Raw genomic sequence first — 18,781 nt, 5'->3', positions numbered from 1 at the left:
AAATGAGTTTGAAGCAGACTCTGGAAAATATGGAGCATCACTTCGAGCCGGGCGGCAAATATGAAAAGTTTTATGCCCTGTACGAAGCGGTTGCTACCGTACTTTACACCCCGGGTATGGTTACCCGTAAATCCTCCCATGTACGTGACAGCATCGACCTGAAGCGCATCATGATCATGGTGTGGATGGCCACTTTTCCGGCCATGTTCTTTGGTATGTACAACGCCGGTGGCCAGGCTATTGCGGCCCTCACCAGCATGTACAGCCCTGCCGATCTGGCTGGAGTGATTGACGGAAACTGGCGTTACAGCCTGGCCAGCGGCCTGGGGGCAACCCTGGGCGAAGGGGCCGGCTGGGGCAGTAAAATGCTGCTGGGTGCTACCTACTTCCTGCCCATCTATCTGACCGTATTTGCGGTCGGTGGTTTCTGGGAAGTGCTGTTCGCAAGCGTGCGCAAGCACGAAGTGAACGAAGGCTTCTTTGTGACTTCCGTGCTGTTTGCCCTGATCGTCCCTGCCACTCTGCCCCTGTGGCAGGCGGCGCTGGGTATCACCTTTGGTGTGGTCATGGCCAAGGAAATTTTTGGCGGTACCGGCAAAAACTTCCTTAACCCGGCACTGGCGGGTCGTGCCTTCCTGTTCTTCGCCTATCCGGCTGAAATTTCCGGCGACACCGTATGGACTGCCGTAGACGGCTTCTCCGGTGCCACTGCTCTGGGCCAATGGGCTGCAGGCGGTCAGGCTGCCCTGATGGATGTCAATTCCGGCACTGCCATCAGCTGGATGGACGCCTTTATTGGTAACATTCAGGGCTCCATCGGTGAAGTGTCTACCCTGGCCATTTTGATCGGCGGCCTGTTCATCATTTATCTGGGCATTGCCTCCTGGCGTATTGTGGCCGGTGTGATGATCGGTATGGTGGCCACCGCGACCCTGTTCAATCTGATTGGTTCCGACACCAATGCCATGTTCTCCATGCCCTGGTACTGGCACCTGGTGCTGGGTGGTTTTGCTTTCGGCATGATGTTCATGGCGACCGACCCGGTATCTGCTTCCTTTACCAATAAGGGCAAGTGGTGGTACGGCGCGCTGATCGGCGTCATGGTGGTACTGATCCGTGTGGTCAACCCGGCCTTCCCTGAAGGCATGATGCTGGCCATTCTGTTCGCCAACCTGTTCGCCCCCCTGTTCGATCACTTCGTGGTTCAGGCAAACATCAAACGGAGGCTGGCCCGTGGCTAAGAAAGAAACTATCGGCAGAACCTTTGCCGTTGTCGGCGGCCTGTGCCTGGTCTGCTCCATCATCGTATCCGGTGCTGCCGTATCGTTGAAGCCGATCCAGCAGCGCAACCAGGCGCTGGACGTGCAGACCAATATCGTGGACGTAGCCGGCCTGGGCCGGGACAATGTTGCGGAAACCTACGACCGCTTCATTGACGCCCGTCTGGTCGACCTGGACAGCGGTGAGCTTTCCGAACAGGCTGTTGCCGGTTACAACCAGCGTAATGCCGCCAAGGATCCGGCCACCAGCATCAAGCTGGCGTCGGAAGAAGACCCGGCCGGCATTCGCCGCCGTGCCAATCTGGCCCCGGTTTACCTGGCCAAAGATGAAAACGGTAACCTGGACAGCATCATTCTGCCGGTACACGGTCAGGGCCTGTGGTCCACCATGTACGCTTTTGTGGCAGTAGCACCCGATGGCAACACCATCAAGGGCATCACTTACTACGAGCAGGGTGAAACTCCCGGGCTCGGCGGTGAAGTGGAAAACCCCAACTGGCGTGCCCAGTTCGTCGGCAAGAAACTGTATAACGAAAATGGCGAGCCGGCACTGAAAGTGGTGAAAGGCGGTGCTCCTCAGGGTGCTCCCTCCAGTGTAGATGGCCTGTCCGGTGCTACGCTGACCTCCGACGGTGTGCAAAAAACCTTTGAATTCTGGTTGGGTGACAAGGGCTTTGGTCCTTTCCTGGCCAAGGTTCGTGAAGGAGAACTGAACAATGGCTGATAAAGCTGAAATGAAAAAGGTTCTGTTCGGTCCCATCATTGGCAACAACCCCATCGCCCTTCAGGTGCTGGGTATCTGTTCTGCCCTGGCGGTGACTTCGCAGATGCAGACGGCATTCGTTATGTCGCTGGCGGTAATTGCGGTAACAGCGTTTTCCAACCTGTTTATCTCGCTTATCCGCAACCAGATCCCCAACTCGGTACGGATTATTGCCCAGATGGCGATCATCGCTTCTCTGGTAATTGTGGTTGACCAGATCCTGAAAGCCTATGCCTATGACATCTCCAAGCAGTTGTCGGTATTTGTTGGCCTGATCATTACCAACTGTATCGTAATGGGTCGTGCCGAAGCCTACGCCATGAAGAGCCCGCCCATGATGTCCTTCCTGGACGGTATCGGTAATGGCCTGGGCTATGGCCTGATCCTGCTGGTAGTGGCTACCGTACGTGAGCTGTTCGGCTCCGGTACCTGGTTTGGCATCGAAATCCTGCCGCTGATCAAAAACGGTGGCTGGTATCAGGCCAACGGTCTGCTGCTGCTGCCGCCGAGCGCCTTCTTTATCATTGGTGGCTTTATCTGGGTACTGCGTACCTTCCGCCCCGAGCAGGTGGAGGCCAAGGAGTAAACGATGGAACATTATCTGAGTCTGTTTGTTCGTGCCGTGTTCATTGAGAACCTGGCGCTGGCCTTCTTCCTGGGTATGTGTACCTTTCTGGCGGTATCCAAAAAGGTAAAAACGTCTTTTGGCCTGGGTGTAGCGGTTATTGTGGTACTGACCATTGCGGTACCGGTGAATAACCTGATCTACAACTTCATTCTGAAAGACGGTGCCATGGCTGAAGGCGTGGATCTGAGCTTCCTGAACTTCATTACCTTTATCGGGGTAATCGCGGCGCTGGTGCAGATCCTGGAAATGACCCTGGACAAGTTCTTCCCGGCACTATACAACGCCCTGGGCATCTTCCTGCCGCTGATCACCGTGAACTGTGCCATCTTTGGTGGCGTGTCGTTCATGGTTCAACGGGACTATAACTTCGGCGAGTCCATCGTCTACGGTTTTGGTTCCGGTGTGGGCTGGATGCTGGCCATCGTGTTGCTGGCCGGTTTGCGTGAGAAGATGAAGTATGCGGATGTGCCCGCGGGTCTGCGTGGCCTGGGGATCACCTTTATTTCCGCAGGCCTGATGGCCCTTGGCTTCATGTCTTTCTCTGGCATTTCTCTGTAAACCCAGTGACGGAAAAGGAATAAACGATGGAAATCATTCTAGGCGTGGTCATGTTCACCGTGATCGTGCTGGCCCTGGTAAGCATCATTCTGTTTGCCAAGTCCAAGCTCGTCGCGGAAGGGGATGTGACTATCAGCATCAATGACGATCCCGACAAGGCGATCACATCCGGTGCCGGTGTTAAATTGCTGGGTGCCCTGGCGGCCAACGGTATCTTTGTATCTTCTGCCTGTGGTGGCGGTGGTTCCTGTGGCCAGTGCCGTGTGCGCGTACTGGACGGTGGCGGTGAAATTCTGCCGACCGAGCTGGATCATATCTCCAAGGGCGAAGCCCGCCACGGCGAGCGTCTGTCCTGTCAGGTGAACGTCAAGCAGGACATGAAGATCGAGCTGCCGGAAGAAGTATTCGGTATCAAGAAGTGGGATTGTGAAGTTATTTCTAACGATAACAAGGCCACCTTCATTAAAGAACTCAAGCTGAAGATCCCCAACGGCGAAAGCGTGCCTTTCCGTGCTGGTGGTTATATTCAGATTGAAGCGCCGGCTCACCATGTGAAGTACAAAGACTTCGACGTGCCCGAGGAATACCGTGAAGACTGGGACAAGTTCAAGATCTTTGAACTGGAGTCCAAGGTAGACGAAGAAACCATTCGTGCCTACTCCATGGCCAACTATCCGGAAGAAGAAGGCATCATTATGCTGAACGTGCGGATTGCCACGCCGCCGCCCAGCAACTGGACTGCCCCTCCCGGCAAGATGTCTTCCTACATCTGGTCGCTGAAGGCCGGTGATAAAGCCACTATTTCCGGTCCCTTCGGTGAGTTCTTCGCCAAGGACACCGATGCTGAAATGGTGTTTATCGGTGGTGGTGCCGGTATGGCCCCGATGCGTTCACACATCTTCGACCAGCTCAAGCGTCTGAACTCCAAGCGTAAAATCAGCTTCTGGTACGGTGCTCGCTCCAAGCGAGAAATGTTCTACGTGGAAGACTTTGACGGTCTGCAGGAGCAGTGCGAGAACTTCCAGTGGCACGTGGCACTGAGTGATCCGCAACCCGATGATAACTGGGACGGTTACACCGGCTTCATCCACAATGTACTGTTCGAGAACTATCTGAAGGATCACGACGCGCCTGAAGATTGTGAATTCTACATGTGTGGACCGCCCGTGATGAACGCGGCCGTTATCAACATGCTCAAGAACCTGGGCGTTGAAGACGAAAACATCATGCTGGATGACTTTGGTGGTTAATCATAAATGATGATTCGCGTAATCAACTGGCTGGCCCCTTTGGGGCTGGCCTTTTTATTGGCGGCCTGCCGGCCGGCAGACGATATTGCTGCTCAGCTGCACCTGACCGGCAACACCATGGGTACTTACTATTCTGTTAAAGTAGTGGGTGCCGGTGACAGCCAGGCCGAGGTATTGCAGGCTGAAATCGACCGCCGGCTGGAATTGGTCAATGATCAAATGTCCACTTATCGTGAACACTCCGAGCTGAGCCGTTTTAACCAGTATCGGGGCGAGGCTCCCTTTAAGGTATCAAGCGATACCGCCAAGGTGGTGACTGCCGCGTTGCAACTGGGGCGGGACAGCAACGATGCCCTTGACGTGACCGTCGGCCCTCTGGTCAACCTGTGGGGCTTTGGTCCCGACGCCCGGCCAACGCATATACCGAGTGCCGAGCAACTGGCCGAGATCAAGGCTGAGACCGGTCTGGCTCACCTGTCGGTGATCACCAAAGCTGATGGTGACTATCTGCAAAAATCCCTGCCCGGGCTTTATGTCGACCTGTCGTCCATTGCCAAGGGCTTTGGCGTAGATGTGGTGTCGGAATACCTGAGTGAGCAGGGCCTGACCAACCATCTGGTGGAAATTGGTGGTGAAGTAAGGACCAGTGGTCTGAATGCACACGGACAGGACTGGCGTATTGCGGTGGAAAAACCCGGCCAGGGTGAAAGCATGGTGCAACAGGTGGTGGCCCTGGCCAATACCAGTGTGGCGACCTCAGGCGACTACCGTAATTACTATGAGCTGGATGGTAAGCGCATTTCCCATACTATCAATCCGGCTACCGGCAAGCCGATTACCCACCGGCTGGCATCGGTGACAGTGATCCATCCGTCCTGTATGATGGCGGACGCCCTGGCAACAGCGCTGACGGTGATGGGCACCGACGAGGCACTGGCCTATGCCGAGCAGAACGGGCTGGCGGTTTACCTGCTAACCAAGACGGATGATGGTTTCAGGGTAGATATGTCCAGCGCCTTCGAGAAGTACCTAAGAGGTTGATATGCTGTATTTTCTGATTACCTTCGGAGTCTTTGCCCTGGTGGTTGCCGCCATGGCCATCGGTTATATTATTCAGCGCAAAACCATTTCCGGATCCTGCGGAGGTCTGGGGGGCATTGGCGTGGAAAAAGCCTGTGACTGTCCTGACCCCTGTGACAACCGTAAAAAGAAAATGGCCAAGGAAGAAGCCCGCCGCAAAATGCTGGAAGAAAACCGCATTATCTGATCGTTCCGGCACCGACAGCCCATGAGCTACCGGTGCCGACTTTCCCTTCTGCTTTTCCCTTTTTATACGCCCAATTGGCGCTTTCCGCCGCATCGCGCACGGGTTAGTATCTAACTACTGTCTGTTTATCCAGTTTCGGCTAATGCGCAAAATCATTCATGTGGACATGGACTGCTTTTTCGCCGCGGTGGAGATGCGGGACCATCCGGAATGGCGGGATATTCCGCTGGCTATTGGCGGCAGCGCCAGCCGGCGAGGGGTGATTGCCACCTGTAACTATCCGGCCCGCCAGTATGGTGTGCGCTCGGCCATGCCCAGCCATCAGGCGCTGCGGCTGTGTCCCGGATTATTGTTGATCCCCGGTAATATGGCGGAATACAAGCGGGTTTCGCAGCAAATACGTGTCATTTTTCATCGTTACACCGAGCGGGTAGAGCCCCTTTCCCTCGACGAAGCCTATCTGGATGTGAGCGGCAGCCCGTTGTTTGGCGGCAGTGCTACCCTGATCGCGGAAGATATCCGCCGGGCCATTCGCGACGAGCTGCAACTGACGGCGTCAGCGGGCGTGGCCCCCAACAAGTTTCTGGCCAAAATCGCCTCGGAGGAAAACAAGCCTGACGGGCTGTTTGTGCTGCCGCCGGCAAAGGTGGCGGATTATGTCTGCGGGCTGACGCTCAGTCACATTCCCGGGGTGGGGAAAAAGACGGCAGAGAAGCTGGCCGCCATGGGGCTACATACCTGTGCCCAGGCGGTGGATGCCGGCGAAGACATGCTGGTGCGCCGTTTCGGAAAATTCGGGCATCTGTTATGGCAGCGGGCGCAAGGCATTGACGAGCGGCCGGTACAGGTCAACCGGGTGCGCAAATCGGTGGGGGTGGAAACCACCCTGGCAGCGGATATTTATGCGGTGGAACAGGGGCAGGAAGTATTGCAGCGGCTCTGGCCCGAATTGTTGCGGCGACTGAACCGGCGGGCGGTCTGCGGTTTGTGTATCAAACTCAAGTTTGAAGACTTTGAGCAAACCACATTATCACGGCGTACTACAGTGCCGGAGCTCGGCTCGGCACTGAAACTCTGTGAGCAGGCCTGGACAAGGGCCGGAGGCCGTGGGGTAAGACTGGTCGGTATGAGCCTGGAGCTCGCGGGCGAAGACAGCGGTGTGCAGCTCGGGCTTGAATGGGGCGAGTGAAATCAGGGAGCCGGGAACCCGGCTCCTGCTCATTTCATATGATCTTCTTCTACAAACCAGCCCTGGTTGCTTGGTGGGGGGGTAGACGCCGGTTGCGAGTTGCCTACCACGGCAGCAGGGGAGCCTGCCTGAGTGGGGGGGGGCTCGTCAGCGGGCATTTGTCCCGGCTCCAGAGCCGGGCTGTCGCGGCCATCGTCAGGATGGGCGCGATGTTGCTGACGGACATGGGAACTGTGATCGTTCTGTATTCCGGGGGCCAGCTTGCGGGTTTCGTCGAGCAGCTCGCGGCCAAAGTCGACGGCCCGGCTGAGAATATTGTCGGCCAGTACCGGTGTGGCCACCAGCGCGCTCAGCAGTAACAGGGATGTTGTTTTCATCACGCACCTCCATAAGGATACTGGCCGGATCATAAGCGAAAAACGGTAGGCTGAACATGTCCCGGTACGGGCTTTTTGTCGTCAACTGACGCGCTCGGGTGTTTGCTCCAGTACCCGGATCAGAAGCTGCCAGAAACGGGCTACCGCTGTTATGTTGACCCGCTCGTCCGGCGAATGTGCTCCCTGAATGGTAGGGCCGAAAGACACCATGTCCCAGTGCGGATAAACATTACCCAGCAGGCCGCACTCCAGCCCGGCATGGATGACCTTGACCGCTGGCAGGGCACCGAATACCTCATGATGTGTATCCAGCACCAGCTTCATGATCGGTGAGTCCGGGTTGGGTTGCCAGCCCGGATAAGCGCCATCGAAGGCCACAGTGGCGCCGGCCAGTTCAAACACGGCGGCGGTCATGGCTGCCACCCGGTCGCGGCCGGCATTGTTGAGAGAGCGGATCAGGCATTGCACATGCACGTGGTCATCCCGGGTTTCAATCACCCCCAGGTTGGTCGACGTCTGGGTGACGTCCGGCATGTCTCGGCTCATGGCCATGACACCATGAGGGCAGGCCAGCATGGCGCGGGTCAGCTTTTGTTGCATGACCCGGCTCATGACCCGGGCAGGCAATTCGGCGGCATTCAGCTCGAGGCGAATAAAATCATCTACCCCGGCAAACTCGGTGGAATAGTGTTGCTGATGCGTTACCAGCAGCTCCTGTAGCCGCTCGCTGTCGCTCGCGGGTACCACCAGCAGGGCTGCAGCTTCACGGGCAATGGCATTGCGCAGGGTGCCACCACTCAGGGATGCCAGCCGTGCATCGGTATGTTCGGTAACCTGATGCATCAGCTCGGCCAGCAGCTTGTTGGCACTGGCCCGGCCTTCATGAATATTGATGCCGGAGTGGCCGCCGCGCAGGCCGGAAATGGTCAGCAGAAAGGCCTGGTATCCGGCGGGCACTGGCTCGGCCTGATAGGGAAGGGTGATGTTGGCGTCCACGCCGCCGGCACAGCCTATATAGACATCACCGTCTTGCTCCGAATCGGTGTTCAGCAGAATTTCCCCTTCAAGCCAGCCGGGTTGCAGGCCAAAGGCACCGGTCATGCCACTTTCTTCATCCACGGTCAGCAGGACCTCCAGAGGGCCGTGGATCAGCGCCGGATCGGCCAGCACTGCCAGGCAGGCGGCCATGCCAATCCCGTTGTCTGCTCCCAGCGTGGTTCCGCTGGCACACACCCAGTCGCCGTCAATCCGGGGACGGATCGGGTCCTGAGTAAAGTCGTGTTCGGTGCCGGCATTGGCCTGAGGCACCATGTCCAGGTGTGCCTGCAGCACCACACCTTTACGGTTTTCCATCCCCGGGCTGGCCGGCTTTTTAATGATCAGGTTGCCCACCTCATCCTGCAGTACAGGCAGCCCCTGGCCATCAGCCCAGTTGCTTATCCAGCTGCGTAAGGCGGCCTCGTGGCCGGAGGGGTGCGGAATACTGCAAATGGTGTCAAAAAAGCCCCAGAGTGTTTCCGGGGCCAGAGTGCGAATGGAAGTCATGAAATCACCGGCAAGGAAAACAAGAGTTCAAGCTTACCCTGCCAGCGCCGGTGTTATCCATTGCCGGGCTCAAAACTTCGGGAGTTCAGGCCTTAAAACCGTCAACTTCTGCTGACAGACGCCGTCCCAGGTTGAGCAGAGCCTCACCGGCGCTGTCGGTTTCATGGGTTTTGTGGCGAACCTCTTCGGCCAGCTCGCTCAGCCGGCACAGGTTGCGACTCATTTCTTCTGTGGTCTGACGCTGTTGTTCGGCAGCGGTCGCAATCTGATTATTCATGTCATTAATCAGTTGCATGTGCCCGGTAATGGTGGCCAGCGCTTCGCCTGCCTGAACGGCGCTGCCCCGGGTTTGTTCTGCCCGCTGCATCAGGGTTTGCATGCGGGTGACGGTGTCGTCCGATTCCTGCTGCAGCCCGTGAATAATTTGCTCAATCTCATTGGTGGAACTTTGGGTGCGGGTGGCCAGCTCACGGACCTCGTCGGCCACCACGGCAAAACCCCGGCCCTGCTCACCGGCCCGGGCGGCTTCAATGGCGGCATTCAGGGCCAGCAGATTGGTCTGCTCGGCAATAGTGCGGATAACTTCCAGCACGGTGCCGATCTCCTTGGTTCGTTCGGTCAGAGCCCCCAGCCGGTGCTGGGCCTGACTCAACTCATCCACCAGAGATGATGAATGCTCGCAAGTATGGCTGACTTGCTGTGAGCCCTGTTCGGCAGCAAGAGAGGACTCACGGCTGGCACTGGCCGCCTGTCCGGCAGAGCTGGCTACTTCGCTGCTGGTGGCCAGCATTTCCTGCATGGCCGTGGCCACTTGCTCGGTTTCTGCCGATTGCTGTTCGGATACCCGGCGGTTATGGCGCACGATGTCCGACAATCTGCCCGATGCTTCGGCCACCTCATGACTGATCGGGGACAGCCGGCGAATGGTCTCGCCAAGGCGGATACAGAACTGGTTGAAACTCTGGCTGAGCTGAGTGATTTCGTCACGGCCGCTTTCATCCAGCCGGCGGCGCAAATCCGCTTCGCCGTGAGAAATATCCCGCAGGGCATTAACGGTCTGACCAACCGGGTTAAGAATGCTGCGGATAAGTACAATGGCGACCAGCACTGCCAGTGCGCCCAGTCCGAGCATCATCAGCATGACCTTGCCGGCCAGCGCCGTCAGCTGGTTTTCCACGTCGTCGATATAAATGCCGGTGCCAATAATCCATCCCCAGGGCTCAAATAACTGCACATAAGATATTTTTGGCACCGGTTCTTTGAGTCCGGGTTTGGGCCAGAGGTAGTGCACAAACCCCCGGCCGGCCAGTTCGACCTGGCGCACCATTTCCACAAACAGCCGTTTGCCGTCGGGATCTTCAAAGCCGCTGAGATCATCACCGTTTAGCTCTGGCTTCATGGGGTGCAGGATCATGCGGGGGTGATGATCGTTGATCCAGAAATAATCATCGTTGCCATAGCGCAGACCGGCGATCGCGGTTATGGCCTGCTGTCTGGCTTCGAGTTCGGATAGCTGGCCATTCTGCTGTTGGGCATAGTAATGACTGACCAGGCTGCTGGCTTGCTGTACCTGGTACATGGTCTGAGTCCGTTTTTCCTCGATCAGACCCTGATAGAAGAACCAGAGCATCAGCAGTGTAACGCCCAGTATTCCGGCGGAAAGCAGTAACAGATTGAGATAGAGCCGTTTGGCAATAGTCAGTGAGCGAAGCCAGTTCACATTCGGTTCCTTTATCAGGTTATTGTTGCAGTCCGTGCTTGTCCTACTCTAGTGCTTAATATTTGTGTGGTATGTATACATTTGGAGGAAATGAGATCTGGTCGACCGCTACTTTAGTCTAATCCTGTGGTGGTATGATCTTCAGCTAAAAACTGTTTAGCTGGTCAAGAATGGGCGTGATCTCTATAATATGCCCATTGTTTACCCAAAGGCCCGTTATGACGGGGTTACGGGTGGCCATTCTGTTTTAAAGCCAACACCCAAAGGTTCTTTTTTTATGTCCAACAAATTCGTTGTCACCTGGGACTCTTTTCAACGCGAAGCGCGCAAACTGGCTGCCCGTCAGTTGCCCGCCAGCCAGTGGAAGGGAATTATTGCCGTCAGCCGTGGCGGTCTGGTTCCTGCCGCCATCATGGCGCGTGAGCTGGGAATTCGCCATGTTGATACCCTGTGCATTTCCAGCTATGACCACAACCAGCAGCGTAATGATCTGCAGGTGCTCAAGCAGGTGAACGGTGACGGTGAAGGCTTTTTGATCGTTGACGATCTGGTGGACACCGGCAACACCGCCAGGGTCATTCGCGAGCTGTACCCCAAAGCCAGGTTTATTACTGTATTTGCCAAGCCCAAGGGTGAGCCGCTGGTTGATGACTTTGAAGTGAGCGTCGGCCAGGACACCTGGATTGAACAGCCCTGGGATATGAGTGTCACTTTTGTTACGCCGCTGTGCGAACAGGAACAGGCATGATAAAAAGGCTCTTCGGAGCCTTTTTTATTGGCTGAGGCCGGAGTTCTGATGACTAGCCAGCAAAGCAATTTGAGTGAGCGGCTGTTTTCCGCCGTACATCATGCCCCAGAAACGTCCACCATTACCTTTGCCGGACGCCGTTCCGTTATAGACCAGGAGCCGGCTCCCTATGTCGACGGCGCTGATCTGCCCGCTTTTTACCGGTTGCAAAAACGGGCATTCTGGCACTGGTTGGGTATCGATAGCATTGAGATAGAAGCCACTTATGCACGAATGGCGATGGCCAGCGGCCGGCGCAGTGTGGAAGGCTGGCTGGATACCGTGGCCGATTATGGACCGGGTAACTGGGTCTTTGAGTGGAGTCGGCTGGGAGCTGAGGCGCAAAAAAAAGCACAGCAAAGCAGTGACTGCGGCCAGGCTCAGCAGCGTTTTCTGGAGGCTGCCCGTTATTTTTCTCTGGCCAGCTACCCGCACCTGAAAGGGGACCGGCTGGCGCTGCAGGCCCAGCTGCTGGCCAATCAGGCCTACCGCGAAGCGGGCAGGCTGCTGCCGGTGCCGTTAAAAGAACTGCGCATTCCTTTTAATGGCAAAGAAGTACAGGGCTATTTACACCTGCCTGCGAATGACCGGCCACTGCCTCTGGTGATGGTCAGTGGCAGCCTCGACAGTCTGCAGCTCGATTTCTGGCATTTTTACCAGCGTTACCTGGCCCCGGCGGGGATTGCCATGCTGACTGTGGACATGCCCGGAGTGGGTTATTCATCGCACTGGCCACTGGTTCAGGATAGCAGCCGGTTGCATCAGGCGGTGTTGCGCTACGTGCCGGAGATCCCTTGGGTTGATGAACGTCGGGTAGCCATGCTGGGAGTTCGTATGGGCGGCAATGTGGCGGCCAGGCTGGCAAGCCTGGAGCCATTCCGGTTGCGAGCCGTGGTCTGTATTGCCGGGGCTGCCAATCTGTTCTTCAGTGAGCGGGACCGTTTTATGCGGGCTCCGGCCATGCTGAGAGACAGTATCGCCAACCGGCTGGGCATGGTAAGTAATGACTGGGAAAGTGTGTATCAGCATTGTCGGGGACTTTCCTTGAAAACCCAGGGACTGATGGGGCATAAAACCCCTGTGCCGTTACTCAGTATTGGTCATCGCCGGGATTTTCTGTGTCCCGAGCCGGAAATACAGGCGCTGGCCGGAGCCAGCCGCAATGGCAAAGCGCTGGTGCTGGACAAACAGCCATTGGTGGAGGTGTATGAAACCGCTTTGGTACGAACCCGGGACTGGTTGCTAGACCATCTGTAAACCCGAAGCAAGACAGCGTTGCTACTTTTTTGCTCATCAGGGGCGTGCAACCTTTATTCTTGAGTGAAAAAGCGTTACATATAGGCCAGTTACCAGGGAGGTGGTTATGAGTACTGAAGCGGTGAGTCATCAGAAGCTGTTACGTCTGTTTGCGGCCATAGGCCCTTATCTGCGTAGTGAGCAGTCGAGTCAGAACGGTTACTTCTTTGATTGTCTGGCGGTCTGCGTCAGCGCCAAGGTGGAGCCGGAAAAACGTGAATTCTGGGGTTGGTGGCTGGAGCTTGTGCCCAGAAGTGACCAACATTTTGAATTTTACTATCGCCTGGGCCACTTTGGTGGCGAAGGTGAATGGCAGGAGCGGGAAATTCCTCGCAAGCATGAAGAAGAAATTGCCCGAACCCTGCGCGATTTCTACGACAAGCTGGCTGTCTGCCTTGATGATCTCTCTTTCAGTGCCGGCCCGGCACCGGAGCTTGGTGACAAGCATCTGCTGAGCCCCGCCTGATTTTTTGCGGCCAGACCGCAGAAATCCGTCTTTTCGTATAATGATTGCCGGCGTCTGCCGGCATTGCTGTGTTGTAAAGGAGCCGCAGGGCGTTCCATGAAAGGCAAAACCATTGTTGTAAAACTGGGTACCAGTGTACTCACCGGCGGCACTCGTCATCTCGACAAGGCACATATGGTGGAGCTGGTGCGTCAGTGCGCCAGCCTTCATCGTGCCGGCCACCGTATTATTGTGGTGACCTCGGCAGCCATTGCTGCGGGGCGTGAACATCTGGGCTTTCCCGAGCTGGCCGGAACTATGGCCAATAAACAGATGCTGGCGGCGGTAGGGCAGACGCAGTTGATCCAGACCTGGCAGTCACTGTTCAATATCTATGGCCTGCATGTTGGTCAGCTGCTGCTGACCCGGGCCGACCTGGAAGACAGAGAGCGATACCTCAACGCCCGGGACAGCCTGCGGGCCTTGTTGGATCATCGGATTATCCCCGTGATCAATGAAAACGATGCGGTGGCCACTAATGAGATCAAGGTGGGGGATAACGATAACCTGTCTGCCCGGGCTGCTATTCTGGCTGAGGCGGATCTGCTGATTCTGCTGACCGATCAACGGGGACTGTTTACCGCCGATCCCCGCAACAACCCCGACGCTCAGCTGATTGAGGAAGTGCAGACCATCGATGATACCCTGCGCAAACTGGCCGGCGGCAGTGTGAGCGGGCTGGGCACCGGCGGCATGGCTACCAAGCTGCAGGCCGCCGATGTCGCCCGTCGCGCCGGGGTGGACGTGGTGATTGCCACCGGCCAGGTTCCTGAGGTCGTGGGCCGGCTGGCTGCCGGTGACCGGGTGGGTACCCGTTTTCCGGCGTTGGCGACACCGCTGGAAAGCCGTAAGCGCTGGATCCTGGCCGGGCCGCCGCCCCACGGTGAAATTCATATTGACGCCGGTGCGGTCAGCGCGGTCTTGGACAAGGGATCCAGCTTGCTGCCCAAGGGCATAGTGCGGGTGGAAGGACGGTTCCGCCGGGGCGAGGCAGTGCGTATCGTCAATCCGGACGGCCGGGAGCTGGCCCGGGGCATCTGCCGCTACGACGCTCAGGATCTGGAGCGTATTAAAGGACAACATTCAGACCAGATTGAAACCCTGCTGGGGTATGGCTACGGCAGCGTTGCCATTCACCGCGATGATCTGGTGCTTTTGTAGGAGATATCATGGATTTGCAACAAATGGGCTGCGCCGCCCGCAGTGCCTCTTACCAGCTGGCCGAAGCCAGTACGCAAACTAAAAATGCCGCCTTGATGGCCATGGCCGAGGCACTTGAAGCCAACGCCGAGGCCATTCTTGCCGCCAACGCGAAGGATCTGGATGCGGCCCGGGACAACGGCATTGGTGAGGCCATGCTCGACCGGCTGATGCTGAACCCTGCTCGCCTGAAGGCAATTGCCGACGATGTGCGCAATGTGGTGCGGCTGCCGGATCCGGTAGGGGCCGAACTGGAGTCCCGGGTGCTGGAAAATGGCATGCGTTTGTCCCGCCGTCGGGTGCCGCTGGGGGTGGTGGGTGTCATTTACGAAGCTCGTCCCAACGTTACCATCGATATTGCTGCCCTGTGTCTGAAAACCGGTAATGCCAGTATTTTACGTGGTGGCCGGGAAACCTTTCACACCAACCAGGAGCTGGTGAAGGTGATCCGGCTGGCACTGGCGGCCTGTGAGCTGTCCGAGTCCTGCGTGCAGTATATCGGCGAGCCGGGCCGGGAATGGGTCAGCGGCTTACTCAAGCTGGACCAGTATGTCGACATGATCATTCCCCGCGGTGGCCCCGGTCTGCACCAGCTCTGCAAGGAGCAGGCCACCATTCCGGTGATTATTGGCGGGTTCGGCATCAGCCACACCTATGTGGATGACAGCGCCGATCTGACCCGGGCCATTGAAGTGATCGACAATGCCAAGACCCACAGACCCAGTGCCTGTAATGCTCTTGATACCCTGCTGGTGCACGAAGCGGTGGCAGACGAGTTGTTGCCTGCCCTGAGTGCCCGCATGGCCGAAAAAGGCGTGCAGCTGGTGGCCTGTGAGCATTCACTGCCGCTGTTGAAAGACGGCCCTGCCGATGTCCGTGCCGCCGGCGATAACGACTTTGACACCGAGTGGCTGAGCCTGACCCTGGGTGTCAGGCTGGTGATCGATGTGGAAGCGGCCCTGTCGCATCTGCGTACTTTTAATGCCAGTCATTCTGATGCCATTCTGACCAACAGCCTGGTCAATGCCGAGCGCTTTGTGAATGGTGCGCCGTCGGCGGCGGTGTATGTGAATGCATCGACCCGCTTTACCGACGGTGCCCAGTTCGGCCTGGGTGCCGAGGTGGCGGTATCCACCCAGAAACTGCATGCCCGTGGTCCCATGGGGCTGGAAGAGTTGACCAGTTATAAGTGGGTGGGGCTGGCGGATTACCTGATCCGTCAGTAACAGCCGGCCCCGCTTCAGGGGCCGGATTCTTGTTGCGAGGGGAGAGGAATATTATGCCGTCCAAGTTGCTGGATGCCCTGTTGCTGGCGATGCCATTATCGCCCACGCTGGAGTCCTGGCGTCAGCACCTGATTAAGCATCTGAATTATCCGGTGCAGGGGGCGCAGAGCCTGTTTATCGGTGATCCTGTTCTGGTAATTGTCTCGTTTCAGCACGACAGGGCAGAAGTCCTGTTGCCGGCCATGGAATGGCGACATCATGATATGCAGACGACCAAACCCAGCTCACGTGGCATGGTTGACGACCGCTCCGGCAGTCTGGAGCAGTTACTGGCGCTGGTGGAGGAATGTATTGCATTGCGGCTGAAATCATTTCATGAGTGCAGCCATTGCGGAAAGCGCTGTGCGCCGGAAGATCTGGGGTCACTGATGGGCGAGCCCACCTGTCGGGAATGCCTTAGGGGCCGGCGGGTACTGTTTTAAATTAGTCTCCCCCTGAAGGAAGGCCATATCCCCGTGCAGACGGGGCTTCGTGTATCTGCAGACGCAGTGTTATCGTGACTCTTCGGCATGATGCCCTGTATTTCCACCCGTGCGGAAATACAGGGCTGTTTCTTATCAGGCCCCGAACTGAACCAGCCAGCGGCGTAGCATCATGCCCGGCAGGGTGGTAAAGCCGGTGGTAGCCATGCTCAGTTCTCCTTTGTGCACGACCATCAGAGTGGGGGTGACGCCAATGCCAAGGTGCCTGGCCAGCCGGTTGTGCTCATCGTTAATCACCGGAAAGTCATAGCCCTTTTCCTGCACGTAGGCACGCACCTTCTGCTGGCTGCCCGAGGCAATGGCAATGCTCATCACCGGACCCGGTACCATGTTCACCATGGGCGAGACCAGCCGGCACACACCACACCAGCTGGCCCAGACATAGAGCAGCACCGGCTCGTTCTGGCTCTGGGCCGCCAGATCTACGGCCTGGCCTTCCAGCGTGATCAGCCCATCCAGGACGTCAGCGGAGGCGGGCAGATCCCGGCTGCGCCACAAATCCACCGCTGTCATCACTAGTAACAGAGCAAAGCCGTAACCCAGCAGACGTTTAAAGCGGCTCATTGGGCTGCCTCCAGTGCGGAAATGACCTTGTCACTGGTCAGCAGCACTTCCAGATCACGGCCGCTTGGCAAGCCCGGGCCAAACACCTGGTTAAAGGGAATGCCCGCCCGGCCATGGGCGCGCAGATAGTCGGTTATTTCCGCATTGGGGCGGGTCCAGTCTCCCTGCATCAGCACCACGTTATCCTGCTCCAGCACGCTGTATACCGGATCCCGCTGGATGACACCCACCTTGTTGGCCTGGCAGGTGATGCACCAGTCGGCGGTAATGTCCACAAACACTCTGTTGCCGGCGGCCACTTCCTGCTCTATGCGGGCCACATCCAGTGGCTGCCAGGGCAGCTCGGGCTTGGCCGGGGTAACCCAGCGTTCCTGAGTGAGCAGGGCCACGCCTCCCAGAACGGCACCGGTCAGGCTGATGCCCGCAAGGCCAAATACCAAGGCGCGCATGCCATGACGGCGCAGCAGCGACCATAGCGGTAAGATCACCAGCAGCGTTGCCAGCAGCAGGCTAAGCGTGCTGCCCAGCGTGGCAGACAGCAGTGACAGCAGCCACAGGCTGGTAGCCAGCAGCATAAGACCAAACAGCCACTTCACCTTGACCATCCAGGGGCCGGGTCGTGGCATAAAGCGTACAAAGCCGGGAAATGCCGCCAATAACAGCCAGGGCAAGGCCATGCCAAGCCCCAGTCCGGTAAAGATGGCAATTAATACCAGCGGTGAGGAGGCCAGTGCTGCGGCCACAGCCGTACCCAGAAAAGGGGCGCTGCAGGGCGTGGCCAAGAGCGTTGCAAACATGCCCTGCAGCAGATGGCTGCTGTTGCCACCACCCGGACGGGTAGCCAGCCAGGTGCTGAGTCTGCTTGGCAGGTGAATCTCAAATAACCCGAACAGGTTGAGGGAAAACAGTGCCGTGATTGCCAGCATAAAACCGATAAACCCCGGCTGCTGAAACTGAATGCCCCAGCCCAGCTGCGCGCCGGACCAGGTCAGTGCCAGCATAAAGGCCGCCAGCCCCCAGAACGACAGCATGATACCTGCCGCCGACAGCAGCAGCGGCCGGCGTACCTGGGCACGGCTGCGTTCGCCCAGCAGCAAAGTATTCAGCTTAAGCCCCAGTACCGGCAACACACAGGGCATGATGTTCAGGATCAGTCCGCCCAGCAGAGCGTAGCCCAGCACCATCAGCAGGCCGGGCTGGGCACTGGCCGTGGCGGCGAGTGTGCCTTGGGCAACCGGCTCGCTCAGTTCCTCGGCCAGGCTTTCATCGGCTACCGTTACAATCAGGGCTTCGCCGTCGAGGTTCAGCGCCGGATCCCAGCTGCTGACGGTAAAGCGTGCCTCAAGGTGACTCCCGTTGGTGGTGATCACGGGCTGGCTGAAGACGGCGGTATCGGTATCGTCGATAAATATCTGAGGATCCTGCCAGCCTGCTTCGTTGCTCAGGGTGATAGAGACCAGTTCTTTGGCCTCATCCCATTGCCAGTCACCGGCCTGTACCCGGGTGGCCGGGCGGGGCACCTGCGACAGCGCCTGCTGAAAGTGATGGTTAACGGTTTCATCGAGGGCGAGATCAGCCTGCAGCGGCAGCGACAGTGAATACTCGGTCAGCACGCAAATGGTGGTACAGCTGGGCAAGGTGAGGGTGGCGTTAAAGGTCGCCGGTGTTTCCGGGTTTTCCGGGGTGATGTAAACCGGAAAGTTGACATCATGCTGATAGCCCTGCGTTTCTATCCCCAGCAGATGAAAGCGGTCGGGCAGGGGCCAGCGCCAGTCAAAGGCCCGGATATTGTCGGAACTCTGCCAGTCGAGTCTGGGCGCAATGCCACCTTCACCGGGGGAACGCCAGTAGGTTTTCCAGTCGTCGGCCAGGCGTACCTGCAACAGCGCAGCATACTGACCGGAGCTGTTGTCCAGCGGGCCGTTCTGCACCAGACGTACTTGTACCGGCGGGTGCTCGGGAGATTGCAGCCAGCCGGTGTCGGCAGCCTGAACAGACAGCGTGGCAAGCAGCAGTAAACACAATGAAAAGAATTTATACACGTTTAATGGTCTCCGGGTGATCAACGCAAAATATAAGAAAGA

19 protein-coding genes are annotated in these 18,781 nt (G+C 57.5%); 14 read left to right on the top strand and 5 right to left on the bottom strand.

Annotated features, from left to right (window positions below):
- Window positions 1-2 precede the first annotated feature (2 nt).
- The 8 genes from B6S09_RS01895 to dinB all read left to right on the top strand — a co-directional run bounded on the left by B6S09_RS01895 (window position 3) and on the right by dinB (window position 6,935).
- Window positions 3-1,241 carry an NADH:ubiquinone reductase (Na(+)-transporting) subunit B gene (locus tag B6S09_RS01895; RefSeq protein ID WP_094276796.1) on the top strand — a complete coding sequence of 413 codons (1,239 nt, stop codon included), beginning with the start codon at window positions 3-5 and terminating at the stop codon, window positions 1,239-1,241.
- Entirely contained in the window at window positions 1,234-2,004 is a 771-nt protein-coding gene (locus B6S09_RS01890) for a Na(+)-translocating NADH-quinone reductase subunit C (RefSeq protein ID WP_094276795.1), read from the top strand. The genes B6S09_RS01895 and B6S09_RS01890 overlap by 8 nt, the downstream gene beginning before the upstream one ends.
- Entirely contained in the window at window positions 1,997-2,629 is a 633-nt protein-coding gene (locus B6S09_RS01885) for an NADH:ubiquinone reductase (Na(+)-transporting) subunit D (protein ID WP_094276794.1), read from the top strand. The genes B6S09_RS01890 and B6S09_RS01885 overlap by 8 nt, the downstream gene beginning before the upstream one ends.
- Window positions 2,630-2,632: 3 nt before the next feature.
- Window positions 2,633-3,229, top strand: a complete 597-nt coding sequence (gene nqrE, locus B6S09_RS01880; protein ID WP_094276793.1) for an NADH:ubiquinone reductase (Na(+)-transporting) subunit E — start codon at window positions 2,633-2,635, stop codon at window positions 3,227-3,229.
- A gap of 26 nt (window positions 3,230-3,255) precedes the next feature.
- Window positions 3,256-4,479 (top strand): NADH:ubiquinone reductase (Na(+)-transporting) subunit F, encoded by a 1,224-nt coding sequence (gene nqrF, locus B6S09_RS01875; RefSeq protein ID WP_094276792.1) that lies wholly within the window; start codon window positions 3,256-3,258, stop codon window positions 4,477-4,479.
- Between the two features lie 6 nt (window positions 4,480-4,485).
- Entirely contained in the window at window positions 4,486-5,520 is a 1,035-nt protein-coding gene (locus B6S09_RS01870) for an FAD:protein FMN transferase (protein ID WP_094276791.1), read from the top strand.
- Between the two features lies 1 nt (window position 5,521).
- The gene (gene nqrM, locus B6S09_RS01865) at window positions 5,522-5,746 is read left to right on the top strand and encodes a (Na+)-NQR maturation NqrM (protein WP_094276790.1); all 225 of its coding nucleotides are present in this window, start codon (window positions 5,522-5,524) and stop codon (window positions 5,744-5,746) included.
- 142 nt (window positions 5,747-5,888) lie between these two features.
- On the top strand, window positions 5,889-6,935 hold the full coding sequence (gene dinB, locus B6S09_RS01860) for a DNA polymerase IV (RefSeq protein WP_094276789.1): 1,047 nt from the start codon (window positions 5,889-5,891) through the stop codon (window positions 6,933-6,935).
- A gap of 29 nt (window positions 6,936-6,964) precedes the next feature.
- Here dinB and B6S09_RS01855 read toward each other — a convergent pair whose 3' ends face one another.
- From B6S09_RS01855 to B6S09_RS01845, 3 genes are all read right to left on the bottom strand, one after another.
- On the bottom strand, window positions 6,965-7,312 hold the full coding sequence (locus B6S09_RS01855) for a hypothetical protein (protein WP_094276788.1): 348 nt from the start codon (window positions 7,310-7,312) through the stop codon (window positions 6,965-6,967).
- A gap of 81 nt (window positions 7,313-7,393) precedes the next feature.
- Window positions 7,394-8,857, bottom strand: a complete 1,464-nt coding sequence (locus B6S09_RS01850; RefSeq protein ID WP_094276787.1) for an aminoacyl-histidine dipeptidase — start codon at window positions 8,855-8,857, stop codon at window positions 7,394-7,396.
- An 85-nt stretch (window positions 8,858-8,942) separates the two neighbouring features.
- A complete protein-coding gene (locus B6S09_RS01845) occupies window positions 8,943-10,577 on the bottom strand; it encodes a methyl-accepting chemotaxis protein (RefSeq protein ID WP_094276786.1) in 1,635 nt (544 codons plus the stop codon).
- Window positions 10,578-10,854: 277 nt separating this feature from the next.
- Between B6S09_RS01845 and gpt the strand changes: the two genes are divergently transcribed.
- The 6 genes from gpt to B6S09_RS01815 all read left to right on the top strand — a co-directional run bounded on the left by gpt (window position 10,855) and on the right by B6S09_RS01815 (window position 16,073).
- Window positions 10,855-11,325 (top strand): xanthine phosphoribosyltransferase, encoded by a 471-nt coding sequence (gene gpt, locus B6S09_RS01840; RefSeq protein WP_094276785.1) that lies wholly within the window; start codon window positions 10,855-10,857, stop codon window positions 11,323-11,325.
- 45 nt (window positions 11,326-11,370) lie between these two features.
- On the top strand, window positions 11,371-12,621 hold the full coding sequence (gene frsA / locus B6S09_RS01835) for an esterase FrsA (RefSeq protein WP_166670255.1): 1,251 nt from the start codon (window positions 11,371-11,373) through the stop codon (window positions 12,619-12,621).
- Between the two features lie 106 nt (window positions 12,622-12,727).
- Window positions 12,728-13,126, top strand: a complete 399-nt coding sequence (gene crl / locus B6S09_RS01830) for a sigma factor-binding protein Crl (RefSeq protein WP_094276783.1) — start codon at window positions 12,728-12,730, stop codon at window positions 13,124-13,126.
- A 96-nt stretch (window positions 13,127-13,222) separates the two neighbouring features.
- Window positions 13,223-14,326, top strand: coding sequence for a glutamate 5-kinase (gene proB / locus B6S09_RS01825; protein WP_094276782.1), 1,104 nt, complete (start codon window positions 13,223-13,225; stop codon window positions 14,324-14,326).
- 8 nt (window positions 14,327-14,334) lie between these two features.
- Window positions 14,335-15,591: a glutamate-5-semialdehyde dehydrogenase gene (locus tag B6S09_RS01820; protein ID WP_094276781.1), complete on the top strand. Its 1,257-nt coding sequence runs from the start codon at window positions 14,335-14,337 to the stop codon at window positions 15,589-15,591.
- 53 nt (window positions 15,592-15,644) lie between these two features.
- Complete coding sequence (locus tag B6S09_RS01815) at window positions 15,645-16,073, top strand: hypothetical protein (protein ID WP_094276780.1); 429 nt, start codon at window positions 15,645-15,647, stop codon at window positions 16,071-16,073.
- Window positions 16,074-16,208: 135 nt separating this feature from the next.
- On the opposite strand, the gene B6S09_RS01810 is transcribed toward B6S09_RS01815, so the two are convergent.
- Complete coding sequence (locus B6S09_RS01810; RefSeq protein ID WP_094276779.1) at window positions 16,209-16,697, bottom strand: protein disulfide oxidoreductase; 489 nt, start codon at window positions 16,695-16,697, stop codon at window positions 16,209-16,211.
- On the bottom strand, window positions 16,694-18,739 hold the full coding sequence (locus B6S09_RS01805; RefSeq protein ID WP_243832744.1) for a protein-disulfide reductase DsbD family protein: 2,046 nt from the start codon (window positions 18,737-18,739) through the stop codon (window positions 16,694-16,696). The genes B6S09_RS01810 and B6S09_RS01805 overlap by 4 nt, the downstream gene beginning before the upstream one ends.
- Window positions 18,740-18,781 lie beyond the last annotated feature (42 nt).

Origin of the sequence: Oceanimonas baumannii (assembly GCF_002245495.1) — a bacterium.
Classification (GTDB): Bacteria; Pseudomonadota; Gammaproteobacteria; order Enterobacterales; family Aeromonadaceae; genus Oceanimonas; species Oceanimonas baumannii.
The sequence above is the reverse complement of the archived record's forward strand: the minus strand, read 5'-3'. Positions and strand labels throughout refer to the sequence as shown.